This is a genomic window from Rhizobium esperanzae, assembly GCF_014197615.1.
Taxonomy (GTDB): domain Bacteria; phylum Pseudomonadota; class Alphaproteobacteria; order Rhizobiales; family Rhizobiaceae; genus Rhizobium; species Rhizobium esperanzae_A.
Map to the genome: position 1 here is coordinate 83,729 of NZ_JACIFY010000006.1, position 21,507 is coordinate 105,235.

The 21,507-nt window shown below is 61.4% G+C and carries 20 protein-coding genes; 16 read left to right on the top strand and 4 right to left on the bottom strand.

The features are described 5' to 3' along the window. Positions 1–14 precede the first annotated feature (14 nt). A complete protein-coding gene (locus GGD57_RS10215; RefSeq protein ID WP_184469342.1) occupies positions 15–1,073 on the top strand; it encodes a glycosyltransferase family 4 protein in 1,059 nt (352 codons plus the stop codon). A 212-nt stretch (positions 1,074–1,285) separates the two neighbouring features. On the opposite strand, the gene GGD57_RS10220 is transcribed toward GGD57_RS10215, so the two are convergent. Then, positions 1,286–2,620 carry a dicarboxylate/amino acid:cation symporter gene (locus tag GGD57_RS10220; protein WP_097610851.1) on the bottom strand — a complete coding sequence of 445 codons (1,335 nt, stop codon included), beginning with the start codon at positions 2,618–2,620 and terminating at the stop codon, positions 1,286–1,288. Positions 2,621–2,845: 225 nt separating this feature from the next. Here GGD57_RS10220 and GGD57_RS10225 point away from each other — a divergent pair, with 225 nt between their 5' ends. Then, a complete protein-coding gene (locus GGD57_RS10225) occupies positions 2,846–4,717 on the top strand; it encodes a sensor histidine kinase (RefSeq protein ID WP_184469344.1) in 1,872 nt (623 codons plus the stop codon). Positions 4,718–4,721: 4 nt separating this feature from the next. Further along, the gene (locus GGD57_RS10230; RefSeq protein WP_184469346.1) at positions 4,722–6,068 is read left to right on the top strand and encodes a sigma-54-dependent transcriptional regulator; all 1,347 of its coding nucleotides are present in this window, start codon (positions 4,722–4,724) and stop codon (positions 6,066–6,068) included. Between the two features lie 6 nt (positions 6,069–6,074). On the opposite strand, the gene GGD57_RS10235 is transcribed toward GGD57_RS10230, so the two are convergent. Further along, entirely contained in the window at positions 6,075–6,542 is a 468-nt protein-coding gene (locus tag GGD57_RS10235; RefSeq protein ID WP_097610853.1) for an Lrp/AsnC family transcriptional regulator, read from the bottom strand. 231 nt (positions 6,543–6,773) lie between these two features. Between GGD57_RS10235 and trxB the strand changes: the two genes are divergently transcribed. From trxB to GGD57_RS10260, 5 genes are all read left to right on the top strand, one after another. Next, positions 6,774–7,748, top strand: a complete 975-nt coding sequence (trxB, locus tag GGD57_RS10240; protein WP_184469348.1) for a thioredoxin-disulfide reductase — start codon at positions 6,774–6,776, stop codon at positions 7,746–7,748. Positions 7,749–7,770: 22 nt separating this feature from the next. After that, entirely contained in the window at positions 7,771–8,667 is an 897-nt protein-coding gene (locus tag GGD57_RS10245) for a LysR family transcriptional regulator VtlR (RefSeq protein WP_003593139.1), read from the top strand. A gap of 552 nt (positions 8,668–9,219) precedes the next feature. Continuing rightward, positions 9,220–9,513 (top strand): ArsR/SmtB family transcription factor, encoded by a 294-nt coding sequence (locus GGD57_RS10250; protein WP_184469350.1) that lies wholly within the window; start codon positions 9,220–9,222, stop codon positions 9,511–9,513. A 133-nt stretch (positions 9,514–9,646) separates the two neighbouring features. Continuing rightward, a complete protein-coding gene (locus GGD57_RS10255) occupies positions 9,647–10,771 on the top strand; it encodes an alkene reductase (protein ID WP_184469352.1) in 1,125 nt (374 codons plus the stop codon). 72 nt (positions 10,772–10,843) lie between these two features. Beyond that, positions 10,844–11,644, top strand: a complete 801-nt coding sequence (locus tag GGD57_RS10260) for an aminoglycoside phosphotransferase family protein (RefSeq protein ID WP_184469354.1) — start codon at positions 10,844–10,846, stop codon at positions 11,642–11,644. A 62-nt stretch (positions 11,645–11,706) separates the two neighbouring features. On the opposite strand, the gene GGD57_RS10265 is transcribed toward GGD57_RS10260, so the two are convergent. Then, complete coding sequence (locus tag GGD57_RS10265) at positions 11,707–12,729, bottom strand: LacI family DNA-binding transcriptional regulator (RefSeq protein ID WP_184469356.1); 1,023 nt, start codon at positions 12,727–12,729, stop codon at positions 11,707–11,709. A 262-nt stretch (positions 12,730–12,991) separates the two neighbouring features. Here GGD57_RS10265 and GGD57_RS10270 point away from each other — a divergent pair, with 262 nt between their 5' ends. From GGD57_RS10270 to GGD57_RS29370, 8 genes are all read left to right on the top strand, one after another. Beyond that, positions 12,992–14,326 carry an ABC transporter substrate-binding protein gene (locus GGD57_RS10270; RefSeq protein WP_184469358.1) on the top strand — a complete coding sequence of 445 codons (1,335 nt, stop codon included), beginning with the start codon at positions 12,992–12,994 and terminating at the stop codon, positions 14,324–14,326. Between the two features lie 102 nt (positions 14,327–14,428). Then, positions 14,429–15,376 (top strand): carbohydrate ABC transporter permease, encoded by a 948-nt coding sequence (locus tag GGD57_RS10275; RefSeq protein WP_184469360.1) that lies wholly within the window; start codon positions 14,429–14,431, stop codon positions 15,374–15,376. Continuing rightward, the gene (locus tag GGD57_RS10280) at positions 15,373–16,314 is read left to right on the top strand and encodes a carbohydrate ABC transporter permease (RefSeq protein ID WP_184469362.1); all 942 of its coding nucleotides are present in this window, start codon (positions 15,373–15,375) and stop codon (positions 16,312–16,314) included. Before GGD57_RS10275 ends, GGD57_RS10280 begins: the two co-directional genes overlap by 4 nt. Further along, positions 16,311–16,499 (top strand): hypothetical protein, encoded by a 189-nt coding sequence (locus GGD57_RS10285; RefSeq protein WP_028752282.1) that lies wholly within the window; start codon positions 16,311–16,313, stop codon positions 16,497–16,499. The genes GGD57_RS10280 and GGD57_RS10285 overlap by 4 nt, the downstream gene beginning before the upstream one ends. Positions 16,500–16,502: 3 nt before the next feature. Beyond that, positions 16,503–17,600, top strand: coding sequence for an ABC transporter ATP-binding protein (locus tag GGD57_RS10290; RefSeq protein ID WP_184469365.1), 1,098 nt, complete (start codon positions 16,503–16,505; stop codon positions 17,598–17,600). After that, complete coding sequence (locus GGD57_RS10295) at positions 17,593–18,588, top strand: ATP-binding cassette domain-containing protein (RefSeq protein ID WP_184469367.1); 996 nt, start codon at positions 17,593–17,595, stop codon at positions 18,586–18,588. The genes GGD57_RS10290 and GGD57_RS10295 overlap by 8 nt, the downstream gene beginning before the upstream one ends. 11 nt (positions 18,589–18,599) lie before the next feature. After that, positions 18,600–20,279 (top strand): dihydroxyacetone kinase subunit DhaK, encoded by a 1,680-nt coding sequence (locus GGD57_RS10300; RefSeq protein WP_184469369.1) that lies wholly within the window; start codon positions 18,600–18,602, stop codon positions 20,277–20,279. After that, positions 20,280–20,405 (top strand): hypothetical protein, encoded by a 126-nt coding sequence (locus GGD57_RS29370; RefSeq protein WP_281423739.1) that lies wholly within the window; start codon positions 20,280–20,282, stop codon positions 20,403–20,405. On the opposite strand, the gene GGD57_RS10305 is transcribed toward GGD57_RS29370, so the two are convergent. Beyond that, entirely contained in the window at positions 20,402–21,424 is a 1,023-nt protein-coding gene (locus GGD57_RS10305; protein WP_184469371.1) for an NAD-dependent epimerase/dehydratase family protein, read from the bottom strand. The two genes, GGD57_RS29370 and GGD57_RS10305, sit on opposite strands and share 4 nt — an antisense overlap. Between the last annotated feature and the right edge of the window lie 83 nt (positions 21,425–21,507).

Here is a 21,507-nt window from a genome sequence, read left to right on the forward strand (position 1 = left end):
GCGAGACCCATCCCTTGCCGGATATTCGTGACGTCGAGATCATCGCGCCCAATTTCAAGCGCCGGCTCTCCGGCGTCACGTCGACCATCGTCCAGCTCATCCCCTGCCAGATCCGCCTCGGTTTCAGGATCGCCACACTCGGCCCCGGCCTGCCGGAAGGCCTGCCGAAACTGAAGTGGCCGCAGCTCGCCGGCCTCTGGCGCCCGCCGGCGCGCCGGCGCCAGCGTGTCTGGCACGCCCGCCGCAACAATGAGATGGCCGCCGGCATCCTGCTTCGCCATCTCCTGCGCATGCCGCTGAAGCTGCTCTTCACCTCGGCCGCGCAACGCCGCCACACCGCCTATACCAAATGGCTGATCCGCCGCATGGACGCGGTGATCGCAACCAGCGACCGGTCCGGCTCTTTCCTTGAGGTGCCGCATACGGTCATCCAGCACGGTGTCGACCTTTCCCTGTTCCATCCGCCGGAAACGGCAGAGGACGGCATTACCGCCACCGGCCTGCCCGGCCGCTATCTCGTCGGCTGCTTCGGCCGCGTGCGCCATCAGAAGGGCACCGATCTTTTCGTCCAAGCGATGATCGAGCTCTTGCCGCAGCACCCGGAATGGACGGCAGTCGTCTCCGGCCGGGTGACCGCGGAGCACACGGCTTTCGGCGAAAAGCTCAAGGCGGACGTCGCCGCCGCCGGCCTCGGCGATCGCATTCTCTTCCTCGGCGAAGTGCCTGACATCAAGGTCTGGTACCGCCGCCTGACGCTTTACGTCGCCCCTTCCCGCAACGAAGGCTTCGGCCTGACGCCTCTCGAAGCCATGGCGTCGCGGACGGCGGTGGTGGCATCCGATGCGGGCGCCTATGCCGAACTGATCGCCGAGGGCGAGACCGGCGCGGTGGTGGCTGCCGGCGACGGTGAGGCGCTGATCCGGGCCATCGCGCCCTATATCGCAGATCCCGCGCTGGCGATTGCGCATGGCGAAAATGCGTTGAAGCATGTCAGGGCGAATTTCGCGCTGGAAAAGGAAGCAAACGCGATCGGCGCTGTTTACAACAGCCTTCTCGGTGACAATCGCGGTTAAAGCCAAAAAAACGGCCCACTTTACCGCTGAGTAGCCCCGCCAACCTCTCCTCCGTCATGCTCGGGCTTGTCCCGAGCATCTGCTTCCGATCGATAGGGCAGCAGATCCTCGGCACAAGGCCGAGGATGACGATGGGAGAGAACGAAATTACAATAAGCAAACGGCCCGCTGTAAAACGGGCCGCTGCAAAGATTGCCAACAATCAGGCGAGGTTATTCCGCCGGCTGAAGCCCGGCAGCCGGAGCGCCCTCTTCCGCCTGGCCGCCCAGGGCTCTGGCGAGCTGTGCCGTATCAAGCTCGTTTTCCCAACGTGCCACGACGATCGTTGCGACTGCGTTGCCGACGAGGTTCGTCAGCGCCCGGCATTCCGACATGAAGCGGTCGATGCCGAGGATGAGCGCCATGCCGGCGACCGGCACGGAGGGCACGACGGAGAGCGTTGCGGCAAGCGTGATGAAGCCGGCGCCGGTGATACCGGCAGCACCCTTCGAGCTCAGCATCGCCACGAGCAGCAGCAGGATCTGGTCGCCCCAGGAGAGATTGATGCCGGTTGCCTGAGCAATGAACAGCGCGGCCAGGGTCATATAAATGTTGGTGCCGTCAAGGTTGAAGGAATAGCCTGTCGGGATGACGAGGCCGACGACCGAGCGCTTGCAGCCGGCCTTTTCCATCTTGTTCATCAGCCCCGGCAGTGCGGCTTCGGACGAAGAGGTGCCGAGAACCAAGAGCAGCTCTTCCTTGATGTAGCGCAGCAGCGCCAGGATCGAGAAGCCGTTGTAACGGGCGACGGCGCCGAGAACGACGAGAACGAAGAGCAGCGAGGTGATGTAGAAAGTGCCGATCAGCATGGCGAGGTTGGCGATCGAACCGATGCCGTACTTGCCGATGGTGAACGCCATGGCGCCGAAAGCACCGATCGGGGCGGCCTTCATCAGGATGGCGACGAGCTTGAAGACCGGAGCCGTCAGGGCATTGAGGAAGCCGACGACCTGCTCGCCCTTCTCGCCGACCATGGCGAGCGCGATGCCGAACAGCACCGAGAAGAACAGCACCTGCAGGATGTCGCCATCGGCAAAGGCGCCGACAATCGTCGTCGGGATGATGTTGGTGAGGAAGCCGACGATGCTCTGCTCATGCGCCTTCGAGGCATAGGTGGCGACGGCGGTGGGATCGAGCGAAGCCGGATCGATGTTCATACCGGCGCCGGGCTGGACGACATTGGCGACGATCATGCCGATGACGAGCGCCAGCGTCGAGAAGGTCAGGAAGTAAAGCATCGCCTTGCCGGCGACGCGGCCGACCTTTTTCAGGTCGCTCATACCGGCAATGCCGGTCGCAACCGTCAGGAAGATGACCGGCGCAATGATCATCTTGACGAGCTTGATGAAGGCATCGCCGAGCGGCTTCAATTGCGCGCCGAGTTCGGGGTAGAAATGGCCGAGCAGGATGCCGGCGGCGATGGCCGCGAGAACCTGGACGTAAAGATGGGAATAAAAGGGCTTCTTGCCCTTGCTGTCTGCGACTGCATCGAATGGTGCTGCGATCATGATGTCCTCCTAAAGGCTCGTCCGGAACGAACTCCGGCCTCCCGAGCCGTTCGCTTCACTCCAACAGCTCAGCCGTTGTTGCCATCTCCTTCGCAATCACCGTGCCAGTTTCGAATGATCCGACTAGACTATTGATTTAATTGCATAAAAAATCACACCGGCCACCGACAACTCGCTGAGGAATGCGGAAATCCGCACAAATCCATTTGCATCCCGTGCAGAAAAATGCACAAATCCTCCATGTCCTTGTCCCTGTCGCCGCTGTGGTCTTCCCTGCCCCTGCAGCACCGCATCCGCCGGATGTGGTGGGCCTTTGCGGCGATCGCGCTTGTCGCCATCGCCGCAAGCCTGTGGGCCGGCGGCGAGATCGGCCGTTACCAGGCCGAGACTGCCCTCGAAGAACAGGCGCGCACCGATGCAAGGCTGAATGCGGCATTGCTGCGCACGGTCCTCGAAAAATACCGGGCGCTCCCCTTCGTGCTGTCGCAGGACGCCGCCCTCGCAGCCGCATTGGCGGGAAACGATGCCGGCGCGTTCGAGCAACTCAGCCGGAAACTGGAAGTCCTGGCGGCGGGGACGAAGGCTGCCGTCATCTATGTCATCGACAAGAACGGCATGGCGGTTTCGGCCAGCAACTGGCGCGAACCGACGAGCTTCGTCGGCAATGACTATCGCTTCCGGGAATATTTTCGGGGGGCGGTGGCGCAAGGACAAGCCGAGCACTTCGCGCTCGGCACCGTCAGCAAGAAACCCGGCCTCTATATTTCCGAGCGGATATCGGGCGGCAACGGGCTGCTCGGCGTCGTCGTGGTCAAGGTGGAATTCGACGACATCGAGGCGGATTGGAATGCCTCGGACGCACCGTCCTATGTCATCGACGATCGCGGCATCGTTCTCATCACCAGCATTCCCTCGTGGCGCTTCATGACGATCGGCCGGATCGCCGACGACCGGCTGACGGCGATCCGCGAAAGCCTGCAATTCGGCGATGCGCCGCTTCAGCCGCTGCCGCTCGATAAGGTCCGAAGCCTCGGTGACAGGCTCGACGTCGTCGAGATCGTCATGCCGGGCGGCGCCGGGAAAACCAGGTTTCTCGATGTCGGCATGCCTGTTCCCGCGACAGCATGGCATTTGCAGCATCTGGTGGCGCTGGGGCCGTCCGTCGATGCCGGCATTCGCGAAGCCCGGATGCTGGCATTGCTCATGCTCCTGCCGCTGCTATCAGGCGCTGCCTTCCTGTTGCGCCGCCGCCAGGCAGTCACCCTCAAGATTTTCAGGGAACAGCAGGCGCGGGAGGAACTGGAACGGCGCGTCGCCGAGCGGACGCTCGATCTCAGCCAGGCGCGCGACCGGCTGCAGGCGGAAATCACCGGGCACAGGAGCACGGAGCAGAAGCTGCAGGCCGTGCAGCAGGATCTGGTGCAGGCCAACCGTCTGGCAATCCTCGGTCAGGTGGCCGCCGGCGTCGCCCATGAGATCAATCAGCCGGTCGCAACCATCCGCGCCTATGCCGACAATGCCCGCACCTTTCTCGATCGCGGCCAGACGGCGCCCGCCGGTGAAAATCTCGAAAACATCGCCGCGTTGACGGAACGCATCGGCTCGATCACCGAGGAGCTGAAGACCTTTGCGCGAAAGGGCCGCGGCAACGCCGAACCGACGGGATTGAAGGACGTCATCGAGGGCGCGGTGATGCTGTTGCGCAGCCGGTTTGCCGGCCGCATGGATACGCTCGATATCGACTTGCCGTCTGCCGAACTGCAGGTCATGGGAAACCGGATCCGTCTCGAGCAGGTTCTCATCAATCTGCTTCAGAACGCCCTGGAGGCGGTCGCGCCGAAAGCCGAAGAGGGTCGTGTCGACGTCAGCACGTCAATCGATGCGGAGATGGTGACACTGACGGTCGCCGACAACGGCCCCGGCATTTCGCCCGAGATCCGCAAGGGTCTGTTCACGCCGTTCAACACCTCGAAGGAAAGCGGTCTCGGCCTGGGGCTGGTCATCTCCAAGGATATCGTCGGCGATTACGGCGGCAGGATGGAGGTTGAGAGCGACGACAGCGGCACCCGATTCATGGTTCATCTGAAGAAAGCTTGAAATCATGGCCACACCGATGCCCGTTGCGCTGATCGACGACGACAAGGATTTGCGCCGCGCCACGGCCCAGACGCTCGAACTCGCCGGATTTTCCGTGTCGGCCTATGAGGGCGCCAAGGCCGCGCTGGCCGACCTGCCGCCGGATTTTGCCGGCCCCGTCGTCACCGATATCCGCATGCCCGAAATCGACGGGCTGCAGCTCTTCGCCACGCTTCAGAAAATGGACGCCGACCTGCCGGTGATCCTGATGACCGGTCATGGCGATATTCCGATGGCCGTTCAGGCCATCCAGGACGGCGCCTATGATTTCATCGCCAAGCCCTTTCCAGCAGATCGGCTGGTGCAGAGCGTGCGCCGGGCCAGCGAGAAAAGGCGGCTTGTTCTGGAAAACCGGATGCTGCGCAAGGCGGCCGAAGACGCGCAGGAGAATTCACCGCTGATCGGCCAGACGGCTGTAATGGAAAATCTGAGAAACATTCTTCGCCACATTGCCGATACCGATGTCGACGTGCTCGTCGCCGGCGAGACCGGCAGCGGCAAGGAAGTGGTCGCGCAGATCCTGCATCAGTGGAGCCACCGCCGGAAGGGCAATTTCGTGGCGCTGAACTGCGGGGCACTGCCCGAGACGGTCATCGAAAGCGAGCTCTTCGGCCATGAGGCCGGCGCCTTTACCGGCGCCCAGAAGCGCCGCACCGGCCGCATCGAGCATGCAAGCGGCGGCACGCTTTTCCTCGACGAGATCGAGAGCATGCCCCTCGCCACGCAGGTCAAGATGCTGCGGGTGCTGGAAATGCGCGAAATCACCCCGCTCGGCACCAACGAGGTCCGCCCGGTCGATCTGCGCGTCGTCGCAGCCGCCAAGATCGACCTCGGCGATCCCGCGGTGCGCGGGGATTTTCGCGAGGATCTCTATTACCGGCTGAATGTCGTGACGATTTCCATCCCGCCGCTCCGAGAGCGCCGCGACGATATTCCGCTGCTGTTTTCCCATTTCGCCGCCCGTGCGGCCGAGCGCTTCCGCCGCGATGTCCCGCAGCTTACAGAGAATGTCCGCCGCCATCTCGCCACCCATGCCTGGCCGGGCAATGTCCGCGAACTCTCCCACTATGCCGAACGCGTGGTGCTGGGCGTGGAAGGTGGCGGAGCAGCACTCGTCCCCCAGCAGCCGACGGGCGGCACGCTGCCTGAACGGCTGGAACGCTACGAGGCGGAGATCATCCGCGACGCGCTCGCGGCCAATGATGGCGACGTGCGCGGCACCATCGAGGCGCTCGGCATTCCGAGGAAGACGTTTTACGACAAGCTCCAGCGCCACGGCATCAACCGCGGCGGCTATGCCGCGCGCAAGTAAGCGGCTTCAGACTTCGACCAGTCCGAGTTTCTTCACCTGCCGGATCGTCAGCATGGTGCGCACGGTGTCGACATGTTCGTTCGCCGTCAGAATCTCGATGACGAAATCCTGGAAATGGGTGAGATTTTCAGCCACGCAATGGAGCAGGAAATCGCTGTCGCCAGAGACCATCCAGGCCTGGCGCACCAGCGGCCATTCGGCCGTGGCGGCTGCAAAGGCCTTGAGATTGCCTTCCGACTGGTGCTTGAGGCCGACCATGCAGAAAGCGACCAGATCGAAGCCGAGCCTCGGGCTGTTCAGCATCGCATGGTAGCCCTCGATGATGCCGGCTTCCTCGAGCTTGCGCACCCGGCGCAGGCAGGGCGGCGCCGAGATGCCGACGCGATCGGCAAGCTCCACATTGGTCATGCGGCCATCGGCCTGCAATTCCCGGAGTATCTTTATATCGATGACGTCGAGTTCGGCGCGACCCACATCATTGCCTTTCTTTAATTCTCCGCGGGGAGCTTCTATATAAAGCCGCGGAATACGCAAGAATGTTTCACGCCGATGACGGATTCTTGCACATCCGGGCGATTTGCCTTGTTGGTAACGCAAGGCTGCCCTTGAATAAAAGCATTGGACGTTCATAAATGGCGCGTGGACCGCGAAACGGCGCAATCGCCACTGCGCCGCCGCCCTCCTGCCCAGTCGAAAGGAAATGACATGCCCGCCCGCCACACCAAGGTGCTCATCATCGGTTCCGGACCCGCCGGCTACACGGCCGCAGTCTATGCCGCGCGCGCCATGCTGAAGCCGGTCCTGATCGCCGGTCTCGAACAGGGCGGCCAGCTGATGATCACTACGGACGTCGAGAACTATCCGGGCTTTGCCGATCCGATCCAGGGTCCCTGGCTGATGGAACAGATGCTGCAGCAGGCAAAACATGTCGGCGCCGAGATCGTCAACGACCTTGTGACCGAAGTCGACATGAACCAGCGCCCTTTCGTCGCCCGCACAGATAGCGGCCAGGTCTGGACCGCCGATACGCTAATCATCGCCACCGGCGCCAAGGCCAAGTGGCTCGGCATCGAGAGCGAACAGCATTTCCAGGGTTTTGGTGTTTCGGCTTGCGCCACCTGCGACGGTTTCTTCTATCGCAACAAGGATGTGATCGTGGTCGGCGGCGGCAACAGCGCCGTCGAGGAAGCGCTCTATCTCTCCAATATTGCGAAATCGGTCACACTGGTGCACCGCCGCGATTCTTTCCGCGCAGAGAAAATCCTGCAGGAACGCCTGTTCTCCAAGGAGAACGTCAAGGTTCTCTGGAACAGCGAAGTCGCCGAGATTACCGGTACGCCGGCAAAGCCCCCGATGCCGCCGTCCGTTTCCGGCGCGCGCCTGCGTGACGTGCGCACCGGCGCGATCACGGAAGTGCCGGTCGACGGCGTTTTCGTTGCGATCGGCCATGCGCCGGCCACCGAGCTTTTCAAGGACAAGCTGAAGCTGAAGGACAACGGCTACCTCTGGACCGCACCGGATTCGACCGCGACCAGCCTGGAGGGAGTCTATGCCGCGGGTGACGTCACCGACGATACGTTCCGCCAGGCGATCACTGCCGCGGGCCTCGGATGCATGGCCGCCCTTGAAGCCGAGCGATATCTGACGGGCCACATGCCCGTCGCCGTGGCAGCGGAGTAAGATCGGCATGAGGGGTGGGGGAATGCCATTGGATTGGGACAAGCTGCGTATTTTTCACGCAGCTGCCGAGGCGGGTTCGTTCACGCATGCGGCGGATAAACTGCATCTGTCCCAATCCGCCATCAGCCGCCAGGTCAGCGCGCTGGAGCAGGATGTCGGCACCAAGCTGTTTCACCGCCATGCGCGCGGCCTGATCCTGACGGAACAGGGCGAGCTGCTTTACCGCACCGCCCATGACGTGCTGCTGAAGCTCGAAACCGTGAAGATGCAGCTCACCGAGACGAATGAGACGCCGTCCGGCAAGCTGCGCGTGACGACGACGGTCGGTCTCGGCCAGGGTTGGCTGACCGACAAGATCCAGGAATTCCTGCAGCTTTATCCCGATGTGCAGATCCAGCTGATCCTCGACAACGAGGAAGTGGATGTGAACATGCGCCATGCCGATTGCGCGATCCGCCTGCGCCAGCCGCAACAGTCCGACCTCATCCAGCGCAAGCTCTTCACCGTGCACATGCACGTCTATGCCGCTCCCTCCTACATCAACCGCCATGGCGAGCCGCAGAAGATCGAGGATCTCGACAATCACCGCATCATCACTTTCGGCGAGCCTGCGCCGAGCTACCTGCTCGACGTCAACTGGCTGGAGGTCGCCGGCCGCTCCTCCGACAACAAGCGCATCCCGCATCTGCAGATCAACAGCCAGACCTCGATCAAGCGCGCCGCCCTGCTCGGCATCGGCGTCGCCTGCCTGCCGGATTACATCGTCGGCCGCGATCCCGGTCTGATTCAGCTGGCGATCAACGCCGACGTGCCCTCCTTCGACACCTATTTCTGCTATCCCGACGAGATCAAGAACGCCGCCAAGCTGAAAGCCTTCCGCGATTTCATCGTCAGCAAGGCCAGAAACTGGAACTTTTAAGCCCTGACTTGTCGACGTTTTGCATACTATGCAGAAAGCGCATGACTGGCATGCGCAAATAAGGGTTGCCGTTTGCCCATTAAACCACCATATCGCACATAGCTGATGCACATGGTGGCTTTTCCTCCCAGTTCCACCGCATTAGCTGTTCCCCTCTGGAGGTTTTTGACCTTCACACTTATAAGGGCCCTGGTTTTCCAGTGGCCCTCTTTTTTTGCCTTACTGCTTCGAGAAATGCCGCACCGCAAAAAAATTGTGCGGCGCATAGCAGACATGCACAAAAAAGCATTGAAACCTGCCTAGGGAAGCACCATATCTCTCTCAGCTGATGCATCTTGTGGTTTCTCTCCCAGTACCACCGCATTAGCTGTTCCCCTCTGGAGGTTTTTGACCTTCACAATTACAAGGGCCCTGGTTTTCCGGTGGCCCTCTTTTTTTGCCCAAAATTTGTTCACCCCATAAATTACGCCACCTCACGCCTCCGTGATTTGCATATCGGAGTTCGACGATCAATATATCGATCAAACACGATTTATAGTTCGGCGAACCACGATGGACAAAGACGAGATTATCAAAGCACTCGCCCATCCCACCCGGATGGACATTCTGAGCTGGCTGAAAAATCCGGAGCAACATTTCCCGTCGCAGGAGCATCCGTTCGAGATGGGCGTCTGCGCCAGTCAGTTCGAGCGCTGCGGCCTGTCGCAGTCGACGGTTTCGGCCCATCTCGGCACGCTGCATCGCGCCGGCCTCGTCACCACCAAACGCGTCGGGCAGTGGATTTTCTACAAGCGCAACGAGGAAACGATCGCTGCTTTCGTCAAGCAGCTAACACAGGAGCTTTAGAAGCCCTCGCCCTTCTCGCCCCGCCCTAAGGCCTTGATCGGCCTCGGCGCGGCGGCACTCACCTATCTCTCCGCCAGGCGCCGAGCAGCCCTCGCCCCCGCCGAGTGATCCTCCCGCAAAAGAAAGGACCATCATGCCTAAGCTTTTCGAACCCACCAAGGTTGGCGATATCTCCGTCAAGAACCGCATCGTCATGGCGCCGCTGACCCGCAACCGTTCGCCGGGTGCGATTCCCAACGACCTCAATGTCGAATATTACCGCCAGCGCGCCAGCGCGGGCCTGATCATCACCGAAGCGACCGCGATCACTCATCAGGGCCAGGGTTATGCCGACGTGCCCGGCCTCTACAGCAAGGAAGCGCTCGACGGTTGGAAGCGTGTCACCGACGCCGTTCACACAGCCGGCGGCAGGATCGTCGTCCAGATGTGGCATGTCGGCCGCATCTCGCACACGACGCTGCAGCCGGCTGGCGGCAAACCCGTCTCTTCGACCAATCGCGTTGCCAAGGCCAAGACCTATCTGGTCAATGCCGACGGAAGCGGCAGCTTTGCCGATACCTCCGAGCCCCGCGCGCTCGAAACTTCCGAAATCCCCGGCATCATCGAGGATTACCGCAAGGCAGCCCGCGCAGCCATCGATGCCGGCTTCGACGGTGTCGAGATCCATGGCGCCAATGGCTACCTGCTCGATCAGTTCATCCGCAACGGCGTCAACGACCGCACCGACCAATATGGCGGCTCGATCGAGAACCGCACCCGCCTGACCTTCGAAGTCATCGATGCCGTCGTTAGGGAAGTCGGCGCAGGCCGCACTGCGATCCGCATCTCGCCGGTGACGCCTTCGGGCGAAAGCTATGATTCCAATCCGCAGGCGACCTTCACCCATGTCGTCGAGGGGCTGGCCAGATACGGCCTCGCCTATATCCACGTCATCGAAGGCCAGACCGGCGGCGAGCGCGACTACAAACAGGGCGACAACCCCTCCTTCGATTACAAGGCGCTGCGCCAGGCCTATGAAAAGGCCGGCGGCAAGGCGAACTGGATGGTCAACAACGGCTATGACCGCGATCTCGCGATCGACGCCGCCGAAAGCGGCCGCGCCGATCTTGTCGCCTTCGGCAAGCCCTTCATCGCCAATCCCGATCTCGTCGAACGGCTGGCAAAGAACCTGCCGCTCAACACACCCGATCAATCGACCTTCTACGGCGGCACAGCCAAGGGCTACCTCGACTATCCCACCCTCGAAAAGGTCGCCTGAGGTTTCCCGTATGCATCAAGAAATCCCGCCGAAAGGCGGGATTTCTGCATTTGATATCCCTATATAGGACGCATGTTTGCTTCCTATCTCGATCGCTGGTCACTCATATCGGACGGCGAGCCCATCATCACCCATTCGAGCCGCCTGCTGCCGGTCCTCTGGCGGGAGAGGCCCGCCATGCTGAAAGTCGCGACCGATATCGACGAACGGTACGGCGCGCTGCTGATGCAATGGTGGGATGGCGACGGCGCGGCCCATGTCTATGCCCACGAAGGCGACGCCGTGTTGCTGGAGAGGGCAACCGGGAAACGCTCCCTGCTTGCCATGGCGATGGACGGCGAAGACGACGAGGCGAGCCGCATTCTCTGCCGCACCGCCGCGCGGCTGCATGCGCCGCGCGAAAGACCGCTCCCTGATCCTATTCCCCTCACCCGCTGGTTCCGCGATCTCGAGCCGGCCGCAGGCAAACATGGCGGCACGCTTGCCGATTGCTCGGCGATCGCCAACGCCCTCCTTGCCGATCCGCGCGATCTCTCCGTCCTCCATGGCGACATCCACCACGACAACATTCTCGATTTCGAGGAACGCGGCTGGCTGGCAATCGATCCGAAACGGCTTCACGGCGAGCGCGGTTTCGATTTCGCCAACATCTTCGCCAACGAGGAATTGCCCACCATTACCGATCCCACCCGCTTCCGCCGCCAGCTCGCCGTCGTCTCTGCGGAGGCGGGGCTGGAGCCGAAGCGGCTGCTGCAATGGATCGCCGCCTATTCCGGCCTTTCCGCCGCCTGGTTCCTTGGCGACCCCAATATCGAGCAGGCGGAGACAGCCTTGACGGTCGCGCGGATCGCGTTGTCAGAACTTCGGGCCTAAAGGACGACGCAAAAGTGCTGAGGTTCGCACCTCAACTGGCCTTGGGCCGCAGATTGATTCCCTTAGAGATTTTCCTTGAGAAGGACCTCGATCCTTATCCTCTCCTGCTCAGCCAGCGGCTCCCGGGCGTCCGAGCGAGCCCGCATGATGCGGATTGCGCTTCGCACCGCATGACCAGGATCCTGTGCGATGACGGCATCGATGCGGTCGTCGCGCAAGGCTTCCTCACTGAACGGCGTACGCTCATGGACGACCACCGCGAGGTTGACGAGGTCGACGTTTGCAGCGGTTGCCGAAAGCGGAATGCGCGCCTCCGAACTAAGGACATAAACGGCAATGATATCCTTGTTGTTTTCGAGCACGCGCCCGATGATCTCATTGGCGCGACGCTCATCGGCATGCGTCTCTATCGAAGGAAGAGACCTAAGAAACGGAAATCGTTCATTAATTATTGTATCGAAACCGTGCCGGCGCTGAATGCTGTCAAGCGATTGCATCGTCTCGGCGACCACCATCACCTTGCCCGGCGCGCGGCAGGCAAATGTGCCGATCAGCTTTCCGGCGGTCGCCCCGGCCGCGAAATTGTCCACGCCGACGAAATCGGCCGCGGGAAGCTTTTCCTGGCCGGACAGAAACTGCACGACCTTGATGTTTCGTTCGAGCAGCCGCGCCACGGCATCGCGCACCTGCGGCGATTCCGGCGCCATCAGAGCCACTCCGTCGAGCTCTTCCTCACCTATTCCGGCAAGATACTTCGCCACCCCATGCGCGTCGTCGGTGGGAATTTGAACATAATCGATATCGGTCAGATCGCCCTTGAGGGCCTGCCCCAGTTCCTTCACCCGCCGCAAAAGCTCGCGAAGATAAAGATCGCCTGACTTCGGCAGGACGAATCTGAAGCGATAACTCTTGTTGCGCGCCAGGCTCACGGCTGCCGGGTTGCGGATAAAGCCAATCCGTTCAATGGCTTCATGGACGCTGCGAACCGCCTTTTTGCTCACATTCGGGCGATCGTTCAAGACGCGATCGACGGTCGCGAGGCTGACGCCGGCGGCTTCCGCAAGGTCTTTTGCTGTTGGCCGCATAAGGGCTCCTGATGCGATTTGGACGGATCACGTTTCTCTCAAAAAAATCAGAAATGCAAGAATTGAAGTGCGCACCTCAAAATTTGCTTGCACTGAGGTGCGCACCTCAGTTATGAATAATCCGCGACGGGCTCTTTCGGCCACGCCGGAAAGGACAGTCGATAACGCGGCCACAGCGCGCTCTAGCATAAGCGCCCTCGCCGCAACGCTTTTATTCACCCCTCTCGATGGAGGTCGGGAGGTCAACGGGAGGATCCCAGTTATGAAGTCTGTTTTGATGAGCTCGGCACTCGCTGCCGGGATGTATATCGCTGTGTCTGCAGGGTCGGCTTCGCATGCCCAGGCCGCAGACCTCACCCTGTGCTGGGCGGCATGGGACCCTGCCAATGCGCTCGTCGAGCTCAGCAAGGATTTCGAAGCGAAGAGCGGCAACAAGATGCACTACGAATTCGTGCCGTGGCCGAATTTTGCAGATCGCATGCTCAACGAACTGAATTCCGGCGGCAAACTCTGCGATCTGCTGATCGGCGACAGCCAGTGGATCGGCGGTGCGGCCGAGAACAAGCAATACGTCAAGCTCAACGATTTCTTCGACAAGGAAGGGATCAAGATGGACGATTTCATTCCGGCGACCGTCGTCGGATATGCAGAGTGGCCGAAGAACTCGCCGAACTACTGGGCAATGCCGGCCTTCGGCGACGTGGTCGGCTGGACCTACCGCAAGGACTGGTTCGCACGTCCCGAGCTGCAAGCCGAGTTCAAGAAGAAATACAGCCGTGATCTCACGGTTCCGAAGAACTGGGACGAACTGATCGACATCGCCCAGTTCTTCCAGGGGCGCGAAATCGACGGCAAGAAGGTCTACGGCGCGGCGATCTACACGGAGCGCGGCTCCGAAGGCATCACCATGGGCGCCATGAATGCGCTCTATAGCTATGGCTTCGAATATCAGAATCCGAAGAAGCCCTACGATCTCGAAGGCTTCGTCAACTCGCCCGATGCCGTCGCGGGCCTCGAAGAATACAAGAAGCTCTACGATTGCTGCACGCCGCCCGGCCATTCCGACGCCTACATGACCCAGGACGTCGACGCCTATAAATCAGGCCAGGTCGCATTGCAGATGAACTTCACCTTCACCTGGCCGGGAATCAACGCCGACGCCAATGTCGGCGGCGACAAGTCGGGCTACTTCCCCAATCCGGCCGGCCCGAAGGGCGTGCAGTTTGCCCAGCTCGGCGGCCAGGGCATTTCGGTCGTCGCCGCTTCCGACAAACAGAAGGAAGCGCTCGATTACATCAAGTGGTTCGGCCAGCCTGAAATCCAGCAGAAATGGTGGAAACTCGGCGGCTATTCGGCGCTCAGAGCAGTCGTGGAAGATCCGGGCTTCGCCTCCAGCCAGCCCTACGCCAAGCCGTTCCTCGATTCGATGGCGATCGTGAAGGACTTCTGGGCCGAACCGTCCTACGCCTCCCTCCTCCAGGCATCGCAGAAGCGCTTCCACGACTATGTGGTCGCAAACCAGGGCAGCGCAAAAGACGCGCTCGACGGCCTCGTGAAGGACTGGAAGGGCGTCTTCGAGGACGACGGAAAATACTGACGCTGACACCCGCTTCCTCCCAGCAGTGAGCGTCGCGCAGGGCCGGCCACATGGACCGAGCCGGCCCTGCACACCACCATCTTTCATGCCAAGGAGACGAACATGCTCCATTCCCCGATCGATCGCGTCGCCAGCGCCACTCCGCCTGCAATCGCGGCCCGGGTCAGAGGTCTGTCCGATCGCGCCATAGCCTGGCTCTTCGTAGCACCGTCGATCGTGTTGCTGCTCGCCATCAACATTTTTCCTCTGATCTGGACGATCAGGCTGAGTTTCACCAATTTCAGAGTGAACCGGCCCAACGCGCCGATCGAGTTCGTCGGCTTGCGGAACTACGTCAACATCCTGACGGATAGCGATATCTGGCAGAGTATGCAGGCCACCGCGCACTTCCTGATATGGACCATTGTGCTGCAGGTGCTGATCGGCTTTTCGCTCGCCTATCTGATCAACAAGAAGTTCCGCGGCAACGACCTTTGGACGACGATCATCGTGCTTCCGATGATGCTGAGCCCCGCCGTCGTCGGCAACTTCTGGACCTTTCTCTACCAGCCGCAAATCGGCCTGTTCAACTACGTGGTCGGCTTCCTCACCGGGAACGATCCGTCCAGCTTCTCGATGATCGCCAGCACGTCGCTGGCGCCGTGGGCGATCGTCATCGTCGACACCTGGATGTGGACGCCCTTCGTGATGCTGATCTGCCTTGCCGGACTGCGCTCCATTCCGAACAGCATCTATGAGGCGGCCGAATGCGACCGCGCCAGCAAATGGCGTCAGTTCTGGACCATTACCATCCCGATGGTGCTGCCCTTCCTGATGCTGGCCGTCCTCTTCCGCGGCATCGAGAATTTCAAGATGTTCGACCTCGTCGTCCAGCTGACCGGCGGCGGCCCGGGATCGATCACCGAACTGACCTCGATCAACCTGAAGCGCGCCGCTTTCGAGCAATGGCGAACCGGCTACGCATCCGCCTATGCCGTCATTCTTTTCGTCACCGTCTTCGGCCTTGCGTCGATCTACGTCAAAGCTCTGAACAAGGTGAAACAGAGATGAGCAGCTATTCCGTAACCGAACCCTCCGGGCGTCAGAAGTGGTTTGCCGGCATTCTGGTCGTCTTCTACGCCGTCGTCACCCTTCTTCCGCTGCTGTGGATCATCGGGACCGGCTTCAAATCGCCTGAGGACGCAATCGCCTATCCGCCTAAGATGGTGTTCCAGCCGACGGTCGAGGGATATGTGAACCTCTTCACGACCCGGACCCGCGTGCCCGAGGATCAACTCAAGGCGCTCGGCGAACCGACGACCTGGTACGACAAACTTGTCCGCAAGGAGGGCGTTGTCATTACCGGCGCTTCGCGCTTTGCCGAGCGGTTCTACAATTCCGTCATCATCGGTTTTGGCTCGACCGTCCTGTGCATCACGCTCGGCACGGCGGCCGCCTATGCCTTCTCGCGCTTCAAAGTGCCGCTGAAGGACGACCTTCTCTTCTTCATTCTGTCGACGCGCATGATGCCGCCGATCGCCGTCGCCATCCCGATCTTCCTGATGTTCCGGTCGCTCGGCCTCAGCGACACGCATGCCGGCATGATCCTGCTCTATACCGCGGTCAACCTGTCCCTCTCGGTCTGGCTGCTCAAGGGCTTCATCGACGAAATCCCGATCGAATACGAAGAGGCGGCACTGATCGACGGCTACACGCGCTTCCAGGCCTTCTACAAGGTCGTGCTGCCCCAGGCCGTCACCGGCATCGCGTCGACGGCGATCTTCTGCCTGATTTTCGCATGGAACGAATATGCCTTTGCCGTGCTGCTGACGTCGGGCAATGCCCAGACGGCGCCGCCGTTCATCCCGACCATCATCGGCGTCAGCGGCCAGGACTGGCCGGCCGTCGCCGCCGGTGCCACCATCTTCCTGGTGCCGGTCATGGTCTTCACAATCCTGCTTCGCAAACATCTCCTGCGCGGCATTACCTTCGGAGCGGTCCGCAAATGACGACCTTTCTCAATCGCCTGTTCCGCCTGCGCCGCGACGCATGGGAAATGCTGGCATCGGTCCTGATCGCGCTCGGCGTCGTCATGCTGATGCAGCCCTTGTCGCTGTCGCTCTACTCCTATTCTTTCCTCGTGACGCTTGTGGGCACAGTGATGTTCATCATCGTCAGCCATTTCCCGGAGTGAACCATGGCACAGATCCGAATTCAGAATGTGCGCAAGGATTTCGGGGCGTTCAACGCGGTGAAATCTTCCACCTTCACCGTCGAGGACGGCGAATTCTTCATGCTTCTCGGCCCGTCCGGATGCGGCAAGACGACGACGCTGCGGATGATGGCCGGCTTGGAGCTTCCGACCAGCGGCGAAATCTATATCGGTGGCGAAGAGGTCGGGATGAAGCGGGCGAGCGAGCGCGACATCGCCTTCGTCTTCCAGATGTTCGCTCTCTATCCGCACATGAACGTCCGCAAGAACATATCCTATCCCCTCGTCAGCCAGGGCATGAGGAAGGCTGAGGTCACAGCGCGTGTCGCGGAAGTGGCAAAGATCCTGAGGATCGAAAACATCCTCGACAAGCCGGTCGGCGGTCTCTCCGGCGGCGACCGGCAGCGCGTCGCGCTCGGTCGCGCCATCGTGCGCAATCCGAAGGCCTTCTTCATGGACGAGCCGCTCGGCGCTCTCGACGCTGAGTTCCGCGAGCACATGGCCGAAGAACTGCGGGCCCTGCATGACCGCATGGGCGCCACGACCGTCTATGTGACCCATGACCAGCTGGAAGCCATGCAGATGGGCGACAAGATCGTGGTGATGAACCATGGCGTCGTCGAACAATTCGGCAAGCCCCAGCAGATCTACGACTGGCCGGCGACGAAATTCGTCGCGAAGTTCATCGGCTCGCCGCCGATGAATTTCCTCGAATTCGAAGGCTCGATCGGCGCCGGCGGCGGCGAGGTCAGCCTCTCAGGACATGTGGTGAAGGTTCCGGTCTCCCGGGACGAACGCCTTGGCAAACTCGCCTTGGGGGTCAGACCCGAACATATCAGGTTCAGGGACGATTCAGCCTATCGCGGGCGGGTTATTGCCGTCGAATATCTCGGCACGACGCAGATCGTCACGATCGACACCGCCCACGGTGAGATCAAGGCCCGCACACCATCCAACCAATCCGCATGTGTCGAGGAACTGATCGGCCTGGATTTCGATTCCAAAAACCTGACGATCTTTGACTCTGCGACCGGAAACGCGCTTGTTTCAGAGGCCAACGAAGGAGTGTTGCGCCGTGGCTGAAGTCATCCTGAAAAACATCACCAAATCCTTTGCCGGCCACCGCGCTCTCGACGACGTCTCGATGATCGTCCCTGACGGCTCGTTCGTCGTCCTCCTCGGACCGACGGGTGCGGGCAAAACGACGACGTTGCGCATGGTGTCGGGTCTCGACAACCCCGATGTCGGCGAAATCATGATCGGCGGACGGTCCATGCGCGGCCTGACGCCCGCGCAACGCAACGTCGCCATGGTGTTCCAGCAATATTCGCTCTATCCGCATCTGTCCGTGCGTCAAAATCTGGAATTTCCCCTGAAATCGCCGTTGCTGAAGACGCCGCAGCGCGTGATCGATGAGAAGGTGAACGCAATCGCGGAAATCCTCCAGATCTCGCACAAGCTCGACAACAAGGCGACCGCACTATCGGGCGGAGAAATGCAACGTGTGTCGATCGGGCGCGCACTGGTCAGAAATCCACAGATCTATCTGATGGATGAGCCGCTGAGCTCACTCGATGCCAAGCTTCGCGCCGATCTACGGATCGAGCTGAAAAACATCCAGGCCAAATCCGGCGCGACGCTGCTCTATGTCACCCACGACCAGGTGGAGGCGATGACGATGGCAACCCATGTCGGCGTTCTCCATGAGGGCAAGCTCGTCCAATTCGGCTCGCCGCGAGAGATCTACGAACATCCGGTCAGCATCTACGCCGCAACGCGTCTCGGCCAGCCCCGCATCAATGTCGTTCCCGCCGAGATCTTCCCAGGCGCGCCGGCGAAGGCCAAATCGATCGGCCTGCGGCCCGAGCATATCGATCAGGGCGACGGTCAGGATGCGACGGTTACGCGCGTCGAACATCTCGGCGACCAGACGCGCCTGCACCTCACGTTCAAGACACATAATCTGATTACCGTCACCGATGCTCATACCGAGCTCAAGGGCGGAGAAACCATCAAGATCCAGCCGAACAAGCCGCTCTATTTCGACGCGGCCGGCATGCGCTTAGTTTAAGGGAGGCGAGAATGTCACAGTTCCTCAACAGTAGGGAAAACGCGGTCACCGAAGCAATCGACGGTCTTCTGGCCGCATCCGGCGGTACGCTCAGCCGTCTCGACGGATATCCGCATATTCGCGTCGTCGTCCGTTCGGACTGGGACAGGAGCAAGGTTGCGATCGTCTCCGGCGGCGGCTCGGGCCATGAGCCGGCGCATGCCGGTTTCGTCGGCAAGGGAATGCTGACCGCAGCCGTCTGCGGCGACGTCTTTGCCTCCCCGAGCGTGGACGCGATCCTTGCCGGCATCCTGGCCGTCACCGGACCGGCCGGCTGCCTGCTGATCGTCAAGAACTATACCGGCGACCGTCTCAATTTCGGTCTCGCCGCCGAACGCGCACGCGCCTTTGGCCTGAACGTCAGCATGGTCATCGTGGACGACGACATCGCGTTGCCGGATCTCCCGCAGTCCCGCGGCGTGGCGGGAACCCTGTTCGTTCACAAGATCGCGGGTGCGCTCGCCGAGAGCGGCGCCGATCTCGAGGCGGTGACCAAAGCCGCCCGCCGGGTGATCGAAAACACCAGCTCGATCGGCATGTCGCTCGATACGTGCACGGTGCCGGGCTCTCCGAAGGAGAACCGAATTCCGGACGGTCACGCCGAGCTTGGGCTCGGCATTCACGGTGAAGCCGGTGTCGAACAGGTCGAATATTCAGGTGCGAAGGGCGCGGTCGCCGCGATGGTCGAGCGTCTTGCGCCATCGATAGACGACAGATCTCACGTCGTCCTGGTGAACAACCTCGGCGGCACCTCGGTCCTGGAAATGTCGGTCATCGTTCACGAACTTCTCCAATCCGCCATCGCGGGCAGGATTTCGCACATCGTCGGACCGGCGCCGATGATGACCTCGCTCGACATGCAGGGATTTTCGATCTCGGTCTTCCCGGCCGGCAAGGCAGAACTGGAGCTTCTTTCCAAGCCCGTTGAACTTGCCGCCTGGCCGGGCGTGACCGCCGTCAAACCCGTTGCGGTGCTTTCGCTGCCGGATGGACTGACGCCGATCGCCCCGATTGCATCAAGGCACGAACCCACCCGTCAGTTCCTGACGGATTGCTGCACCCTTCTCATCGGCGCCGAGAAGGATTTGAATGCACTCGACGCGAAGTCAGGCGACGGCGACACCGGTTCGACCTTGGCCGGTGCCGCCCGCGCGCTCATCGAAGCGCTCGATCGTCTTCCCCTTTCCGATCACACCCAGCTCTTCCGGGCCATGGGGCAGGAACTCAGCCAGACCATGGGCGGCTCCTCGGGTGTGCTTCTCGCGATCTTCTTTGCCGCGGCCGGCGACGGCGCATCGAGCGGGCTGAACATTCGCGAAGCCCTGAAGGCGGGCCTCTCCCGAATGCAGGAGATCGGCGGCGCGCGCCTGGGCGATCGAACGATGGTCGATGCTCTCTCGCCGGCCCTGGATGCGCTCGACGTGGGATTTGCCGCGGCTGCGGAAGCGGCGCGCGCCGGCGCGGACCTCACTGCGACGCTCGTCCATGCCAAGGCCGGGCGCGCCGCCTATATCAACGCCAAGCAGCTCGAAGGCCATACCGATCCCGGCGCGGAAGCGGTCGCCCGGCTCTTCGAATACCTGGCTCTCCGCCCCGATGACGCCGGGCAGCGCCCGGATGGTCAGGCGACCGGCAGGCGCGTCACGGGCTGAATGTCGGCAATCGAGACCATGGCGAAGGTCTGCAGCGACCGCTACGAACAGTTCGGCGCCACAGGACATGCCTTCGCCATCAAGCCGTTGCCGCTTGTCGAAATGGCAAAGCGTTGCCGGTGCTAACCAGGGGAAACCGGCGAATGCGCAATGAAAACAGCCGCGGTGTCGCGATGCGCTGCAGGCAGGCAGCCGAGAGCGACGAGTGAGGCTCTCACCGCCTCGTCGATCGGCGTGCGCGGCTCCTTGCCGAGTTCGGCCACAAGCTTGGCGTTGCTCATCCTGAGCGGCACCTTCCAGAGATAACGCATCTCCTTGATCTCCCGCATCAAGGGAATGAAGGGCGCGGCGAGCGGTACGATCCACCAGGGAAAACGACCGATCTTTGCCTTACCGCCGGCAACGCGCTTGATCGCTTCCGCCATCTGCATGCCGTCCGCATCCCAGAAGCCATCCATATGATAGACTGCAAAGAGCGGCAGCCGATCGGCCCGCTCGATGAGCTGGACGACAGTTTCCGCCATATCCGGCAGATAGGTCCACTGATGGCCGACGCCGCGCCGCCCCGGATTCCTGATCGTGCCGACCGGCTTGCCCGGCGTGACAAGACCCGACGAAAACCAGCTGTTACCGGTTGCGCCCGGACCGAAGAAATCCCCGGCCCTGACAATGATGGCGCCGGTCCCGGATTGCGATGCCACCTTCAGCCGCTCCTCCATCTCGACGCGGATCGCACCCTTCCTGGTCAGCGGACGCTGCGGGCTTTCCTCGGTCGGCGCCGGCAGGGCAGCGGGACCGAAATTATAGACATTGCCCGGCAGCACGATACGCGCACCGACAGTGCGGGCAGCAGCGATCGTATTGTCGAGCATCGGCAGCACCAGCCTTTCCCAGTCGCGGTAACCGGGCGGATTGACGGCGTGAACGATCAGGCCGACCCTATCTGCGGCCCTCAGCACGTCGCCGGCATTCATCGCATCACCCTGCACCCATTCGAAAGCCGGCTCGCTGCTCGATGCCTTGGCGGCATCACGGTTGAGCGCGCGGATATGCCAGCCGCGCGCCGAGAGCCTGCGCGCGACGGCGCCGCCGATACCGCCTGTCGCACCAAGCACCAGTGCCGTCATCTTCGTGTCTCTGCTCATGACAATCATCTCCTTCGATCGGATGAGATGAGTATGTCCTGGGAAAGTGATAAACAAAATTGACGAAATAAGTGCATCTGCTA

Excerpts from the sequence above, each read along its gene's own strand:
- GGD57_RS10220 (WP_097610851.1), bottom strand. The coding sequence starts at position 2,620 with ATGATCGCAGCACCATTCGATGCAGTCGCAGACAGCAAGGGCAAGAAG.
- GGD57_RS10225 (WP_184469344.1), top strand. The coding sequence starts at position 2,846 with ATGCACAAATCCTCCATGTCCTTGTCCCTGTCGCCGCTGTGGTCTTCC.
- GGD57_RS10230 (WP_184469346.1), top strand. The coding sequence starts at position 4,722 with ATGGCCACACCGATGCCCGTTGCGCTGATCGACGACGACAAGGATTTG.
- trxB (WP_184469348.1), top strand. The coding sequence starts at position 6,774 with ATGCCCGCCCGCCACACCAAGGTGCTCATCATCGGTTCCGGACCCGCC.
- GGD57_RS10245 (WP_003593139.1), top strand. The coding sequence starts at position 7,771 with ATGCCATTGGATTGGGACAAGCTGCGTATTTTTCACGCAGCTGCCGAG.
- GGD57_RS10250 (WP_184469350.1), top strand. The coding sequence starts at position 9,220 with ATGGACAAAGACGAGATTATCAAAGCACTCGCCCATCCCACCCGGATG.
- GGD57_RS10255 (WP_184469352.1), top strand. The coding sequence starts at position 9,647 with ATGCCTAAGCTTTTCGAACCCACCAAGGTTGGCGATATCTCCGTCAAG.
- GGD57_RS10260 (WP_184469354.1), top strand. The coding sequence starts at position 10,844 with ATGTTTGCTTCCTATCTCGATCGCTGGTCACTCATATCGGACGGCGAG.
- GGD57_RS10265 (WP_184469356.1), bottom strand. The coding sequence starts at position 12,729 with ATGCGGCCAACAGCAAAAGACCTTGCGGAAGCCGCCGGCGTCAGCCTC.
- GGD57_RS10270 (WP_184469358.1), top strand. The coding sequence starts at position 12,992 with ATGAAGTCTGTTTTGATGAGCTCGGCACTCGCTGCCGGGATGTATATC.
- GGD57_RS10275 (WP_184469360.1), top strand. The coding sequence starts at position 14,429 with ATGCTCCATTCCCCGATCGATCGCGTCGCCAGCGCCACTCCGCCTGCA.
- GGD57_RS10280 (WP_184469362.1), top strand. The coding sequence starts at position 15,373 with ATGAGCAGCTATTCCGTAACCGAACCCTCCGGGCGTCAGAAGTGGTTT.
- GGD57_RS10285 (WP_028752282.1), top strand. The coding sequence starts at position 16,311 with ATGACGACCTTTCTCAATCGCCTGTTCCGCCTGCGCCGCGACGCATGG.
- GGD57_RS10290 (WP_184469365.1), top strand. The coding sequence starts at position 16,503 with ATGGCACAGATCCGAATTCAGAATGTGCGCAAGGATTTCGGGGCGTTC.
- GGD57_RS10300 (WP_184469369.1), top strand. The coding sequence starts at position 18,600 with ATGTCACAGTTCCTCAACAGTAGGGAAAACGCGGTCACCGAAGCAATC.
- GGD57_RS29370 (WP_281423739.1), top strand. The coding sequence starts at position 20,280 with ATGTCGGCAATCGAGACCATGGCGAAGGTCTGCAGCGACCGCTACGAA.
- GGD57_RS10305 (WP_184469371.1), bottom strand. The coding sequence starts at position 21,424 with ATGAGCAGAGACACGAAGATGACGGCACTGGTGCTTGGTGCGACAGGC.